This window comes from Oceanobacillus sp. FSL W7-1304 (assembly GCF_037969805.1).
In the GTDB taxonomy this organism is placed as follows: domain Bacteria; phylum Bacillota; class Bacilli; order Bacillales; family Amphibacillaceae; genus Oceanobacillus; species Oceanobacillus profundus.
Genome location: NZ_CP150211.1, coordinates 3,585,005 through 3,599,115, shown reverse-complemented (window position 1 = coordinate 3,599,115; position 14,111 = coordinate 3,585,005). Strand labels below are relative to the sequence as shown.

The window sequence follows — 14,111 nt, the reverse complement described above, 5'->3', positions numbered from 1 at the left end:
GGATGATACGCAGATTGGTGATCTGCTGGTTTTGCTTTCGAGTCAATCATGGGCATCATCTATACCAAACCTTTACATTACAATCATGTTACAAATGTCCTATTAATCTATAATAATTTTGAAATAATAGCTATAATAGTGTTAGTTTCTGTTAGAACATGGATATTCAGAAATAAATTGGCGAATTTTCCAGGATAAAAACATAAACTGCCGAACTGGCAAGTATTTACTGGAATTACTATAACTATTTGATTACAACAGGGGGATAAAAAATTGGCGAACAAGAAAATTATTATGTCGGTTACTGCAAGTGCGGCGATTGCATCAGCTATTTTTGCAGCTGAGGAAGCAGAAGCAGCATCACACAAGGTTAAGAGCGGAGATTCACTATGGAAGATTGCACAGCAATATGGTACAAGCGTATCTGAACTGAGATCGATTAATAATTTGTCATCGGATTTAATTTTCCCGAATCAAGTCATTCAGACTACGAAATCATCTTCGAGCACGGGATCATCATCAAGTACGAATACAAACACTTCAACTAATAAATCTACTACATATACAGTAAAACGAGGGGACACGTTAAGTGGCATTGCCTCCAAACATGGAATCTCATTATCTAACTTGATGAAATGGAACAACTTAAACACAACCTTAATTTACCCTGGGAATAAGCTTGTTGTAAGTAAGAACGGAGCGTCTACTGGAAATTCTGGATCATCAAACTCATCTGGTTCTAGTTCATCTGGATCTAGTTCATCCGGCAATTCTTCAAGCTCATCTTCTGTCTACACCGTTAAATCAGGCGACACGTTATCACGTATTGCTGCACGACATGGTGTTACAGTTAGCAACTTGAAAAAATGGAATAGCTTAAGCTCTGATCTCATTTTAATCGGACAAAAGCTAAGTATTGGAAGTAGTTCAAATGGCTCATCTGGATCTAACTCAGGCGGAAGTTCAAACAATGCTCCAGCAACTGATGTAAGCTACAATGTGGACAAGCTTATTAGCACAGCTAAAAGCATGAGCGGCGTCAAATATGTATGGGGTGGTTCTACACCGAGCGGATTCGATTGTAGTGGATTTATCTACTATGTATACAAACAAGCTGGGATGGACTTGCCTAGAACATCAGCAGCAGGCTACTTCGACCGTTCCTTTTACGTGAACACACCACAGGTAGGAGACCTTGTATTCTTTGAAGGAACTTATAAATCAGGCATCTCTCATATGGGAGTCTATCTCGGAAACAACCAATTTATCCACGCAGGAACATCAAACGGCGTACAAATTACGAGCTTAGACAATTCCTATTGGAAGAAGCATTTTGATAGCTTTAAAAGATTTTACTAGAATGATAGAAGACCTTCAGCTGCGGCTGGAGGTCTTTTTGGTGTGGGCGGGGTGGTGCGTTAATTTTTTGTTTGGTGTCGTAGCTTGGGCGGATGGTGCTTTAGTTTTGTGTTTGGTGTCATAGCGTGGGCAGATGGTGCTTTAATTTTGCGTTTGGTGTCATAGCTTGGGTGGATGGTGCTTTAGTTTTGTCTTTGGTGTCATAGCGTGGGTGGATGGTGCTTTAATTTTGCGTTTGGCGTCGTAGCTTGGTGGGATGGTGCTTTAGTTTTCTGTTTGGTGTCATAGCGTGGGCAGATGGTGCTTTAATTTTGCGTTTGGTGTCATAGCTTGGGTGATGGTGCTTTAATTTTGTCTTTGGTGTCATAGCGTGGGTGGATGGTGCTTTAATTTTGCGTTTGGCGTCGTAGCTTGGTGGGATGGTGCTTTAATTTTCTGTTTGGTGTCATAGCGTGGGCAGATGGTACGTTATTTCTGCTTATTTTTTACCCATCTTTTATTTGCTGGTTCATAGGTTAGATTTATATTCTTTAATGCTTTGTTTACCATGTGTCGGGAGTTTACCTGGAGGAAATTTTTACATGCCTGATTCGTTATCCATTGGTACAGCAATAAATATTCTTTAATTGCTAGGTGATGCGCGTGTCGATCTTTATGCTCGCATTTTGGGCACACCCAATTTCTAGGTGTCCGCTGCATTCCAAGCATGTCACAGTTCGTGCACTTTACGCCGTTCACTAAGTCCTCTCTTTTGATTTCATGCTCTTTCATAATATCTCTGTCAAAGTCAATGCATTTCTTTAAAATCGTATGTCCGATTTTTTGATGGATGATTTTGTTCGTGTTCTCAAGCTTTTTTTCAATGTCTAGTATGATGTGGGGAATCCGTTCGCCGTGTGCAACTACTTTGGCTATTGGCTCTGTATCTCCTATAACTTTTATAATGGTAGATGGTTCGCTTATTGCGACGAAATAATAGATGGGAATGTTTGTGAAGCCGTTATGATGGAGCCAGTTTTGAAGTTTATGCTGTTGTAATTCTACCTGTGTAATGGGGTGGCTAAAACCTGTCTCTTTCTTGCCGTCATCTCGAATAAACTGGTTAAGTGTTGTATCAAAAATAATTGTGCCACTATAGTTTTTCACTTCAACGATATAAATTGCGTGCTGCGAAATGATAATATTATCAAGCTGAACACTTTTCCCATCCAGTTTTAAACAGACATCCTGGAGAATCGTAGTGATCTGTTCAAGAAATTGCAGATAATAATCGACCTTCACCTCACCCATATATCCTTTCATGTATTTTCCATATGCTCTATCGATCTGCTGAATTCTAAGAAAATTACGCTTTAAGCGTGTTCGCAGTATTTCATATTTACGTAGTATCAAAGGTTTCGTGCGCTTTCTTATTATCATCCCATCGTTCCTCTCTATCATTAATTTTTCTCTCCTTAATATATACTGGATAAGCAATGTGTACAAAAGGACAAATTAAAAGAACATGTTCTATTCAGACCATGAAAAACAAATTATTTCTTAACGATAAATTAAAAGTTTGGAGTGGAAGATGGCTAATAACTGCATTTTAATCGTGTTATTTCAAACCTAGGAAATTATTGCTATTTTTCAAGCAAAAAAATCCTCCGAACAGTATTTCGAAGGTGTTTTTGTTCCACTTAATTCGTTGTTTTTAACATAAGTATTTGTAATAAAATTCCTACAATCACCCCTGGGATAATCCCTAAAGTGGAAAGCCAGATTGGCCCTAATAATACTCCAAATAGTTTTAATTCAGACGAAAACATACATGCAAAGGTAACAAAATAGGCGGAAAATACAAACGGTAAAAAGGAAAAGGCTCGCTTTCCTCCTCCCGCATCTTTATATGCATCCCACATCGCAAAGAAATATAAACAAGGATAAAACAAAATCCATTGATAATCCGCTTGTTGAATTGCTTGACTTATTTTTCCATGATAGCTGAGCACGACAACTTTATTAAGATTCCCCTCTACATTAATCAAAAGCTCTAAAAAAATCACCATGATTCCTTTGGCATATTTTTTATTTAATAATTGGCCTAATCCTGGTAAAGCAATACTCCATAAAAGTTTTTCACCTGCGCCCTTATCTGCCATAACATCTCAATGACCACCTTACCTTCAATTGTCTTTTGCTAAATCTTTGCGGTTCGGAGCCATTGGGGGCTGTTCTAACCATTGGTTTTTGATCATTATATCTGCCCCATCTTCAGAAAGCTTCTGGATCTCAAGTGATAACCTGTTATACATTGCACCTAAATCCATTCTGGGGCTTACAGAAATGCTTGTACCATAAAAGCCAACACTTAAAGAAATCAAAGCGGTTGTATAATACATCATTAATCGATCAGAGAATGTGTATGCGGTACTAGTTGTTATATCGGCATCCCATGTCATTGCAACAGGCAAATTGCTTTCCTTTAATTTTCCAGTAAACAGTTCAATATGCTTTTTAGCAACTTCTATACATCTCAGCATAAATTTTGTGACCTCTTTTGATTGAGATACTTGACTAAATCCTGTTAATGTAGCTGTTCCTAAAGCATTTCGTTGAATGTTCGCATAAAGCGTTGCTATTTCAGCTGCTATTAATGGTCTTTTTTCTCCAATAACGTCCCACATAAAACCTTGTTTTTTTACAAATTCAATTTCTCTATCTTTAGACACGTATGGCGCTCTGATATAAATCCCCTTTTCTAACAATAAGTCCTTTGACATCTCGAATAATTCCATTGTTTCTTTTATACATTCTTTATAAAACGCTGTAATGTCTGTTCTTACAGAAGAGTATAAGCTAGTTGCTAAAGTTAAAAGTCCTATTCCGGCCATTTGATGGATATAATTTAGTACAAACCCATCAGAATATAATCTGGGAGCGGTCAAATCAACATCACCCTCTACTGAAAAACCAAGAGGGACTTGATGTTTTTCCTTTGTAAGAATTGAGCTGATTTTTTGCAAATGGGACTGCGATAATTTCAAAGCATGTTCGATAACTTGCTTGATCTCCCCATCCTCAGCTTTTTCAAGAAAAAAGCTTAATGCACATACACTTGCACTCTCTTCCATGTATTGATAAAGAAGCTGTGATAGCTCTCCCGATGTCAGCCTTATTTGTTTTTCCTGTTCCACACAAAACCCTCCATTGTAGAATAACTTTTATTCGTAGTTATCCTTTGTCATTAATGGTAAAGTATGCAGGTGTTTTTCTAAAATTACTGCAAAAAAAATTAGGATATATATATTTAGTACCGAGACAGCAATTATAAAGCTAATTATTATAGGTAGATCAATAACCAAAAATCGGCCTACTAAAATAAAATCCCCTTCAGCTCAAAATGTCTACTTGATAGGGCATGTTCACCAAGTAAAATTGAGGCAGTTCTGTACATTGCCAAAATTTTACTTGCACACGCCTTTACATTTTAACCCTCCATTATTTTCACGTAAAAGTGCCGTTCTCTCGGCCCATCAAATTCGCAGAAATATACACTTTGCCATGTGCCTAATATGGGCTGCCCATCTGAAATGATTAAGGTTTCACTTGCTCCGACTACAGAGGATTTCATATGGCCGTCCGAGTTTCCTTCCATATGAATGTATTCCTGCTTGTTCGGAAATGTTTCATCCAGACCAAGTTTAAGATCTGTTTTCACATCGGGATCAGCGTTTTCGTTAATGGTAATTGCTGCTGTTGTATGCGGACAGAAGATAAGCATAATTCCATCTTGGACATTGCTTTCAGTCAATGCTTCTTCTAAATAATGGTCTAGATTTGTGAAGGATTGCTTTTCGTTCGTATGGATTGTAAACTTTCTCAACAAAATCAACTCCTAACATTTCTTTCGTCTATCATAGCTAAACTTTCGATCCATTCCAAACATAACATGAAACCTTTTTTATGTAGAATCGTATAGCTGAGTTAGAGGGTTATTTTAGTCTGAGGAGGATATGATGAGAAAATTTCTATTGATTGGACTAGTAATATTAGCCGGTTGTTCGTCCGCTTCGCCTACAGCTGAGGAGAGTGCACGGGAAGTGATTGATTTTCTTGTAAATGAAGATTTTGAAAAGGTTCATGATGATTTTTTTGGTGAAAAATTACAAGAATCCACTTCACTAAAGGAATTGGAAGAAGTTTGGAAAGCTGAAGCAAGTGGAACATTTATTGGAGTGGGATCTTTGGAATCTTCCGAAAGGGGTGACGCTTATCAAGTTGTTGAAGCTGAAATCGAGTATAGTGAAGTAATTTTTCAATTACGTTTGACATTCGATGAAGCGCTTCAATTGGTTGGAATGAATTTATCTCCTGGAGGGGTAAATGTTGATGTACCGGACAGTGTCACGGAGGAGCAAGTAACAGTCGGCCAAGGAACTGAATATGAGCTGGAAGGAACACTAACACTACCGAAGCAACATCAGGAGCTGGGTGATCTGCCAGGGGTTGTACTCGTTCATGGCTCAGGTCCTAGCGATAGAGATGAAGCTGTCTTCGGTTATAAGCCTTTCCGAGATATTGCTTGGGGTCTTGCTGAACAAGGGATTGCAGTATTAAGGTACGATAAACGAACGTATACCTATGGCAGCACAATGTCCCCCGATGAATTGCAGTCCTTAACTGTTTACGAGGAAACCATTGAAGATGCTGTTCGAGCTGCTGAGCTGTTAAAACATGATTCGCGCATTAATTCGAATAGCGTTTACTTAGGCGGACATAGTCTCGGTGGGATGCTCGCCCCAAGAATTGACCTAGAAGGAGATTTTGCTGGTCTTATTATACTCGCAGGTTCACCGAGGAGCTTATGGGAGATTATTTATGATCAAAGTATGGATATGAATGAAGATGAGAACCAGATAGCGTTTGTGCAAGCGGAATATGAAAAAGCAAAAGGGTTAAAGGATATGACAGAGGATGAGGCTTTATCAGAAACGCTGTTTGATCTCCCTGCCTATTACTTTCAAGAAATGGATACCTTTGATGCAGGAGCTTTAGCTGCAGAGTCCGAAAAACCTCTATTGCTTTTGCAAGGAGAAGATGATTTCCAAGTTTACGTCGATAAGGATTTTGCATTATGGCAGGAAGCCTTAGCTGACAAAGAAAATGCAACATTTATTAGCTATCCCGGACTGAATCATTTTTTCGTTGACTATGATGGTCCTGATGCAGGAACAATTGCCGAATACGAACATCCTGGTGTTGTCGATAAGCAGGTAATAGAAACAATAGCAGATTGGATTCTGGAGCAAACGAACAAATCACAATGATAGAAAGGTGAGCCTAATATGAAGAAGCTTTTCTTTATCTTGCTAGCACTATTAGTTTTAATGGGATGTGGCGAACCAGCAGGTGACCAGGCTTCTGAAAATGCAACCGATAGCAGCACTTCGGATGAACAAAATGAAGATACAGATGAGGCGGATTCTAGTGAAAAGAACAGTTCAGAAGAAGATACAGAAGAGATAGTCACTCTTGCGGAAGAATTTATCGGGCAGCTTGCTAATGGAGAATTCGAAACAGCAACCCAACATTTTAACGGAACGATGGAAGCACAACTCACACCTGTCGCACTCGATGAATTATGGGTGGCACTTGAGGATCAGCTCGGTGGATTCATCGACCAAGAATATAGCTCGATTGAACAAGTCGATGACCACCAAGTTGTATTAATTGATGGACTTTTCGAAAGTGCCGATGTCGTATTTAGTGTCACGTTTGACAATAACAATCAAATTGCTGGTTTTTACATTCAATAAAATGATGGAGAGCTTAAAACTCTCCATCTTAGTCCCAAACTAAATTTTATCGCATCACGATAAAAACGCCTAAATTAAAATTAACGCACTAACGTATCTCGCTTGGTTTGGACACCTAAATCATATTTAACGCACCATCGCACACCGCTAAAACACCTTCATCCAATTTAACGCACTATCGCATCCTACTAAGACACCTTAATCATTCTAACGCACCATCACACCCCGCTAAGACACCTATATCATATCTAACGCACCATCGCACACCGCTAAGACACCTAAATCATATTTAACGCACCATCGCACACCGCTAAGACACCTATATCATATCTAACGCACCATCGCACCTCACTATAACACCTATCTCAATTTCATCGCTCCGCTCTCACTATCTAACGAAAAAACAAATCGTAACAATTACTGTTTACAAATCGTAATGATTACGATATGATAGGAAATATTAAAAATACAAAACAAGAAAGGAATACGATAAATGAAAATTATCCAGGCTTTATTTATTTTTAGTTTTACAGCATTTTTAATGATTGGTTGTTCATCAACTGAAGAGGATCCAGCCAATGCCAATAATTCAGATAAGCTTACTGTCTATACGTCTGTTTATCCATTTCAGTATGCTGTGGAGCAAATTGGCGGCGATTCTGTTGAAGCCAAAACCGTTTATCCACCTGGCGCAGATGCACATACATATGAGCCAACATCCAAAGATATGACAGCAATTGCTGATAGTGATGCATTTATTTTTATAGGTGATGGTATGGAGGGCTTTGCGACAAGTGCAGCAGATGCGCTTGCTAATCAAGATGTAGAATTAATTGAAATCGGAAAGTATGAAGAGCTTTTCCATGGGCATGGTGGCGACGATAATCACAATCATACCGAGGATGGACATGATCATGGGGAAGACAGTCATGGGCATGATGAAGATCACGAACACGATGGCAGCGAACATGAGCATGATGATGAGCACGAACACAATGGCAGCGAGCACAATCACGAAAATGAGCACGAACGCGAGAACAGCGATACTGAAGATGACCACGATTATGATGGTCACAGTCACGGAACAACTAGTGATTCACATGAAGAAAATAGTGTTTCCATTACTATCGATGGCCTGGCTGGACATTACCATACTGGCGATTCTATCCAGTTAACCGCCCAGTTAAGCGAAGACTCTGACCATGACCATTGGCATTGGTATACGTTAGAACCTGGTGCTGATGATTGGGAGACGGTGCCCGATAACGGAACCGCCACATTTGGTGGCGAGGCTACTATTGATGGACAGCAAATTAAAGCAGTCCTCTTCGGAGACGATCATGAAGTAGTAGCAGAATCAGATGCCGTAACAATTTCAATCGATGACCATACTGGCGATCATGATCCACATCTTTGGATTGATCCATTGCGAATGATCGAAATCTCTCGCATTATCAAAGATGAGCTGATTGCATTAAATCCCGATGCAGAGGCTGATTACAATGCGAATTTTGAAGGATTAGAAGCGGAACTTCTAGGATTGGATAAGGAATTTTCAGAGCTGTTAGCGACCAAAGAAAATAAATATATCATGGTACCGCATGCTGCTTACGGATATTGGGAAGAGCGCTATGGTGTAAAACAAATTGCGATTAGCGGGCTTTCAACAAGTCAAGAGCCGTCGCAAAAGCAATTAACTGAGGTTATAAGCCAGGCAGAGGAACATAATTTGGATTATATTCTCTATGAACAAAACAGTCCAAATCGACTTTCCGAGGTTATCCAGGAACAAATTGGTGCGGAAGATTTAACGATTCATAATCTCTCTGTCCTAACAGATGAAGATATTAAAAATAAGGAAGACTATATTTCCTTAATGCGATATAACTTAGAAATACTCGACCAAGTGACGAAATAATTATGTGTTGCCCTCATTTTTTGGCAGAAAGGAAAGTGTAAAACTTTTCTTTCTGCATAAATGCGACTAAGGCATTTGCCGAATGCCTTAGATTTCTATAGGGCAACTAACTTATGGAGGGAAAATGAATTTGTTACGACAACATAAAATTCCAGTTACGATTCTCACCGGTTTTCTAGGCGCAGGAAAAACCACATTATTAAATCGCATTCTTAATGAAGATTCGCAGCAGAAAACAGCTGTGATTGTGAATGAGTATGGGGATTTATCGATTGATAGTCAGCTGATCACCGATACAAAAGAAGAAATTATTGAAATCAACAGTGGCTGTATTTGCTGCAATGTTCGGGGTGACTTGATTTCTATTCTCTCTTCTATGCTGCGGCAGCAATTAAATGGCGAAGTTCAATTTGACCGGGTCATTATTGAAACGACAGGACTTGCCAATCCAGCACCTGTCGTTCAAACCTTTTTAATGGATGAGGCTATGTCCCGCTGGTTTGAACTAGATAGCGTTTGTACGGTACTTGACTCGAAGCACCTCCCTCAACATATCGATTCAGAGGAATTACAGGAGCAAATCGCCTTTGCAGATGTGCTTATTTTTAATAAAACAGATCTTGTAAATGAAAGAGAACTGAAGAAGCTTCAAACGCGGATTACACAAATGAACCCGAATGCAAACGTAATACACTCTATTAATTGCGATATTAACACCAGTGATATTATTGGCATTCAATCATTTGATCTCGGACACAAGCTTCAAATACACCCCAATTTATTAACGGACGAGCATCATCATCACCATGATACTGTAAACTCTTTTGTATTTACTGACGATCGTCCCCTCAATTTGGATCGTGTAAACAGATGGTTCAGCTATCTCGTGCAAATTAAAGGTGAAAGCCTGTACCGTTATAAAGGAATTCTTCATATTGACGGAATGGATGAACGCGTTGTTTTCCAGGGTGTGCATATGTTATTTTCCGGTACAAATGACCGTCCATGGCTGCCAGCGGAAACGAAGCAAAGTGAAATCGTCTTTATCGGAAAAGACCTGGATAAATATGAATTAGAAAAAGGATTTTACGCTTGTCTGCAATGAACAATCTATTATGAAATAAAAGAAAGAAGGTAATACAGTGGCTAAGAAATCAAAGGTCGCAAAAACAAAGAAGCAACAAGCACTTGTAGAAAAATATGCTGATTTAAGAAGAGAATTAAAAGCTAAAGGGGATTACGAAGCACTTCGCAAACTGCCGAGAGATTCTTCCCCTACGCGACTGAATAATCGCTGTGAAGTAACGGGGCGTCCAAGGGGCTATATGCGAAAATTCGGCATGTCCCGGATTGCTTTTCGAGAATATGCACATAAGGGGCAACTGCCTGGTGTGAAAAAATCGAGCTGGTAGTAAGTGCTCGAGCAAAAAGGGGGCTCCCTCAAACTCTAGGGAGACCCTTTTTTTAAATTACTTCGTATCAAGGGGTTCTAAGCGCGCTTCGATTGCTTCCCGCTGATCTTCGAAGTAAGGCGGCAATGCTAACGATTCACCTAAATGCTCGAATTCCTCATCTGATGTAAATCCAGGACCATCTGTAGAAAGCTCGAATAGGATTCCATTAGGCTCTCTAAAATAAAGTGCTTTAAAGTAAAAACGCTCCACAACACCTGAATTACCAAAGCGTGCTTCTGTGATTCGATCTCGCCATTTTCTCAATTCCTCTTCATTTTCGACACGGAATGCAACGTGATGCACACTACCACGACCAGGACGTTCTTTTGGTAGATCGTTTCGAGTTTCTAGATGGATTTCTGCTCCTGTCCCACCCTCTCCAGTAGAAAAAACTAAAATATCATCTTGACCCTCAACCAATGATGGATAGTTTCCAACTTGTGTAAATGTTAACAGCTCGGTGAGAACTTTAATTGTTGGTGCTGGATCTTGAACCGTTAATTTTACCGGACCAAGCCCGATAATACTCGTATCCACTGGAACAGGGCTGTGTTTCCATGGCGTTCCACCTGCAACACCCTGATTTGTTTCATCTGAAACTAAGGTTAAACGCTGTTTCTCTGGGTCACGGAAATGAATGACACGACGCCCCCCTGCTCCATAATCCCATCATGTTCAACCTCATATTCATTAAAGCGGTTTTCCCAGTAAGTAAGTGCGGCATCATTCGGTACACGTAATGATGTTCCCGAAATGCTGCTCACACCTTGATACGTATTCCCTGCTCGTGGAATCTCAAAAAACGTTAAATCTGTTCCTGGATTCCCTACCTCATCTGCATAAAACAAATGATACATGGATGTATCATCCTGATTTACTGTTTTCTTAACAAGACGCATCCCTAGAACAGTTGTGTAAAAATGGTAATTCGCTTTTGCATTGGCAGTGATCGCTGAAACGTGATGGATTCCTTTTAATTGCATGACTTTTCCTCCCAGGATTTTATTATGAATTAAACTATTTTTAATTAATTTATCTTTAATTAATTATATAATACAATTTATTTTATTATTTGTCAACAAGCTATAAAATTAACTTAACCGATTATAGCTGGTAAGAAACATAGTCTTATCTGAAAAAAATGTCATATTATGTTCGTCAGCTTCTATGCTATAATACAAACGAGGAGGTGATAAGAATGGACAAGTCGGATCAAATTATTGAAATGCTTGGGGAAATTAAGAGCAAGTTGGATGAGCACAGTCAAATTTTAAAGGAACATAGTCAAATCTTGAATGAACATAGTCAAATTCTCGGAGAGCACAGTCAAACACTAGAAAACCACAGTTCACAATTAAAAGAACACGGGCAAATTCTAACTGCATTGCGTGCGGGACAGGATCATTTAAAAGCAGAATTCGACGGGATGAAACTAGCAAATGCAAAAGAATTTGGAGAATTGAAAGAAGAAATAAATACGATTTCGATCAATCAGTAGCTGCTTCGCGATGACACATGGACAAATAAAGTAGACATACATCGCATCAAGAAAACGATGGGAATGGCCTAACATCACCTCGTTTTGCCTCTTAGAATGAACGCTCCCGAATCTTACCTACACTTAAAAGCAGGTTGGACATCCTATCCAGCCTGCTCTTCTCTTATCTATATGGCTTTTAACAATAACTTCTTCAAAAGCGGTGCAAAATGCTCCGGTAATTCAGCGACACTTGGTACCATCACACGTTCCCTGCCATAGATATTTTCCATCGTTGCATCTTCACGCTCGCCAATTTCACCATCAGATAAAAACATTCCGATAACATCAATTCCTTTTTTGCGCGCTTCGGAAACAGCGAGATGTGTATCGACAATGCCATTTTGATCATAGCCCGCTGCTGCAGGCTCTCCATCGGAAAATACTAAGAGGAATTTATTTTTCTCGCGCCGTGCTTCTAAATCCTTTAAGGCGACACGAATGCTGAAGCCATCACGATTATCCTCTTCAGGCTCGAGCTGCATGATTTTTGGACCATTGTTTTGATAAAAGGAATCGGTATGGGCATGAATTATATGAAAATAATTTGGCTGATAGCCTTCCCTTACTTCATTCGCATCCTCCCAGAATCCGATGATGGAATGAGGTATTTGTAGTTGCTTCAGCACCTCATGAAACAGCACAATTCCTTTTTTCGTTTCTTCCATTTTTCCAACCATGGAAGCCGAACAGTCAATTAGCAATGTAAAAACCGCATCGAATTCTTTCGATTCCTGATCCTTTTTATAAAAAACTCGTGACGTATCATCCAATACAAGCGGCAGTAAGTTTCTCGATAATCGTCCTGCAAGCAGATCTTTTCGCGGTGTCGTTTTCTTATGTTCGATTGTCTTCTTAATCGTATTTGCAAGCTTGCGGTGGAACAGATCAATTTCCGCTACATATTCTCGGTAAAGCTCCTCATCTTCTCTTGACGGGGCATGCGCCTCTTTTATCAGCTTAACAGCATCAGCATTCTCTTCCCCATAGCTGCTTTCCGATCCTTGCTTCTGGTCCTTCGCCGCCTGCTTATCCACTGCTTCCATCTTCGAATAGTCCTCTTGCTTACTTTCGCCGGACGTTCCTTGAATGGAAGCCATCGCCTGATCGGCATCCTCCGTTTCGCGTGCTCCGCCACCTAGCATGCTTGTTTTCGAACCTTGCTCCAGCTCAAATTGCAGGAAGTTTTGCTTCCGGTCTTCATTTTTATTTTCGCGGTGCCAGGTAGAAAACGTCTCATCGAAGTATTCGCTTTTTTCCTTATCCACCTCGTCTTCATCGTCATTGACCAATTCATCTGTACGAGTTAGCTCATCAAAAAGGGTGTTTTTCGTATAGGTCTCCAGATGGCCAATTGGAAAAATAAAATATTCATTAATGGAATCCTTATAATCGCGGTTCAATCGAAAGACAATTTGCTCGCAAATTCTTACGGTTGCATCCGTACTTCTTGCTTCATAAACAGAATAAAGCAGCGGCTTCAGCTGTTCAAGATGTGACAGCTGCTCCTCATTTGCCCTTGGGAAATTAGGATCCGGACTGTCTGCCTGAATCAGCAAATAAATAAGGCAAAATAATTCATCGAGCGCAAAGCTTCTCGTCACATTTGCCGCTAATTGCATGTCAAAGTAATTCCTTAAATAATTTCTCCGTTTTTTGAACATCGCCACTGTTCCCGGACGGGTTTTTTTCACAATTTCTTCTAATCGAATATCCTCAAGGAGCGCGAATAATTGTGTAGCGAATTTAGGAAGATCGGATTCTTGAATACTTTCCATATATGCTTGCACCGTGGGTATATCAGAATAATGCAGCGTACCAATCGTCCTTAGAAGCACATCCGATTTAAATCCTGCTTCCTTCGTGTCCTGATCCAGCTTACGCCAAATCTGGCTTACTGTAACTCTTTCATCGACTAGGTCAATTTGTGAGCCATAGCTATATTCAAAGTCTAGATTCGGATTTCCAGATAAAACGGTCGCTAGATCCTGTAACTGCATAAAAAGTTTGGTGTCCACTTTCGAATCATGGAAACGGGTCATCCG

Annotated in this window: 12 protein-coding genes and 1 pseudogene; 7 read left to right on the top strand and 6 right to left on the bottom strand. The window is 39.8% G+C overall.

Translation table 11 applies throughout. The features are described from left to right. Positions 1–273 precede the first annotated feature (273 nt). Positions 274–1,359 (top strand): LysM peptidoglycan-binding domain-containing protein, encoded by a 1,086-nt coding sequence (locus tag NYE61_RS17820; protein WP_339316181.1) that lies wholly within the window; start codon positions 274–276, stop codon positions 1,357–1,359. Positions 1,360–1,827: 468 nt separating this feature from the next. Here NYE61_RS17820 and NYE61_RS17815 read toward each other — a convergent pair whose 3' ends face one another. The 4 genes from NYE61_RS17815 to NYE61_RS17800 form a co-directional block, all read right to left on the bottom strand. After that, positions 1,828–2,799, bottom strand: a complete 972-nt coding sequence (locus tag NYE61_RS17815; RefSeq protein WP_303448903.1) for a nuclease-related domain-containing protein — start codon at positions 2,797–2,799, stop codon at positions 1,828–1,830. Positions 2,800–3,038: 239 nt separating this feature from the next. Then, on the bottom strand, positions 3,039–3,500 hold the full coding sequence (locus tag NYE61_RS17810) for a hypothetical protein (RefSeq protein ID WP_251660745.1): 462 nt from the start codon (positions 3,498–3,500) through the stop codon (positions 3,039–3,041). A 24-nt stretch (positions 3,501–3,524) separates the two neighbouring features. Beyond that, entirely contained in the window at positions 3,525–4,535 is a 1,011-nt protein-coding gene (locus tag NYE61_RS17805) for a DUF3231 family protein (protein WP_303448906.1), read from the bottom strand. A 293-nt stretch (positions 4,536–4,828) separates the two neighbouring features. Next, positions 4,829–5,227: a secondary thiamine-phosphate synthase enzyme YjbQ gene (locus tag NYE61_RS17800; RefSeq protein ID WP_303448908.1), complete on the bottom strand. Its 399-nt coding sequence runs from the start codon at positions 5,225–5,227 to the stop codon at positions 4,829–4,831. 130 nt (positions 5,228–5,357) lie between these two features. Here NYE61_RS17800 and NYE61_RS17795 point away from each other — a divergent pair, with 130 nt between their 5' ends. The 5 genes from NYE61_RS17795 (at position 5,358) to rpsN (ending at position 10,487) form a co-directional block, all read left to right on the top strand. Beyond that, a complete protein-coding gene (locus tag NYE61_RS17795; protein ID WP_303448910.1) occupies positions 5,358–6,668 on the top strand; it encodes an alpha/beta fold hydrolase in 1,311 nt (436 codons plus the stop codon). Positions 6,669–6,686: 18 nt separating this feature from the next. Further along, positions 6,687–7,157, top strand: coding sequence for a DUF3887 domain-containing protein (locus NYE61_RS17790; RefSeq protein WP_303448912.1), 471 nt, complete (start codon positions 6,687–6,689; stop codon positions 7,155–7,157). 493 nt (positions 7,158–7,650) lie between these two features. Then, complete coding sequence (locus tag NYE61_RS17785; protein ID WP_303448913.1) at positions 7,651–9,075, top strand: zinc ABC transporter substrate-binding protein; 1,425 nt, start codon at positions 7,651–7,653, stop codon at positions 9,073–9,075. Between the two features lie 124 nt (positions 9,076–9,199). Then, entirely contained in the window at positions 9,200–10,180 is a 981-nt protein-coding gene (locus NYE61_RS17780) for a GTP-binding protein (RefSeq protein WP_118890008.1), read from the top strand. A gap of 37 nt (positions 10,181–10,217) precedes the next feature. After that, positions 10,218–10,487, top strand: coding sequence for a 30S ribosomal protein S14 (gene rpsN / locus NYE61_RS17775; protein ID WP_095308323.1), 270 nt, complete (start codon positions 10,218–10,220; stop codon positions 10,485–10,487). A gap of 57 nt (positions 10,488–10,544) precedes the next feature. On the opposite strand, the pseudogene NYE61_RS17770 reads toward rpsN, so the two are convergent. Beyond that, positions 10,545–11,512, bottom strand: a pseudogene (locus tag NYE61_RS17770) (ring-cleaving dioxygenase). Between the two features lie 215 nt (positions 11,513–11,727). Between NYE61_RS17770 and NYE61_RS17765 the strand changes: the two are divergent. Continuing rightward, a complete protein-coding gene (locus tag NYE61_RS17765; protein ID WP_303448918.1) occupies positions 11,728–12,027 on the top strand; it encodes a hypothetical protein in 300 nt (99 codons plus the stop codon). Positions 12,028–12,194: 167 nt separating this feature from the next. Here NYE61_RS17765 and NYE61_RS17760 read toward each other — a convergent pair whose 3' ends face one another. Then, on the bottom strand, positions 12,195–14,108 hold the full coding sequence (locus tag NYE61_RS17760) for a VWA domain-containing protein (protein ID WP_339316173.1): 1,914 nt from the start codon (positions 14,106–14,108) through the stop codon (positions 12,195–12,197). Positions 14,109–14,111 lie beyond the last annotated feature (3 nt).

Bases quoted from the DNA above. Each gene is read 5' to 3' on its own strand.
- NYE61_RS17780 (WP_118890008.1), top strand. From the start codon at position 9,200: ATGAATTTGTTACGACAACATAAAATTCCAGTTACGATTCTCACCGGT.
- NYE61_RS17785 (WP_303448913.1), top strand. From the start codon at position 7,651: ATGAAAATTATCCAGGCTTTATTTATTTTTAGTTTTACAGCATTTTTA.
- NYE61_RS17795 (WP_303448910.1), top strand. From the start codon at position 5,358: ATGAGAAAATTTCTATTGATTGGACTAGTAATATTAGCCGGTTGTTCG.
- NYE61_RS17760 (WP_339316173.1), bottom strand. From the start codon at position 14,108: ATGACCCGTTTCCATGATTCGAAAGTGGACACCAAACTTTTTATGCAG.
- NYE61_RS17765 (WP_303448918.1), top strand. From the start codon at position 11,728: ATGGACAAGTCGGATCAAATTATTGAAATGCTTGGGGAAATTAAGAGC.
- NYE61_RS17790 (WP_303448912.1), top strand. From the start codon at position 6,687: ATGAAGAAGCTTTTCTTTATCTTGCTAGCACTATTAGTTTTAATGGGA.
- NYE61_RS17810 (WP_251660745.1), bottom strand. From the start codon at position 3,500: ATGGCAGATAAGGGCGCAGGTGAAAAACTTTTATGGAGTATTGCTTTA.
- NYE61_RS17815 (WP_303448903.1), bottom strand. From the start codon at position 2,799: ATGATAGAGAGGAACGATGGGATGATAATAAGAAAGCGCACGAAACCT.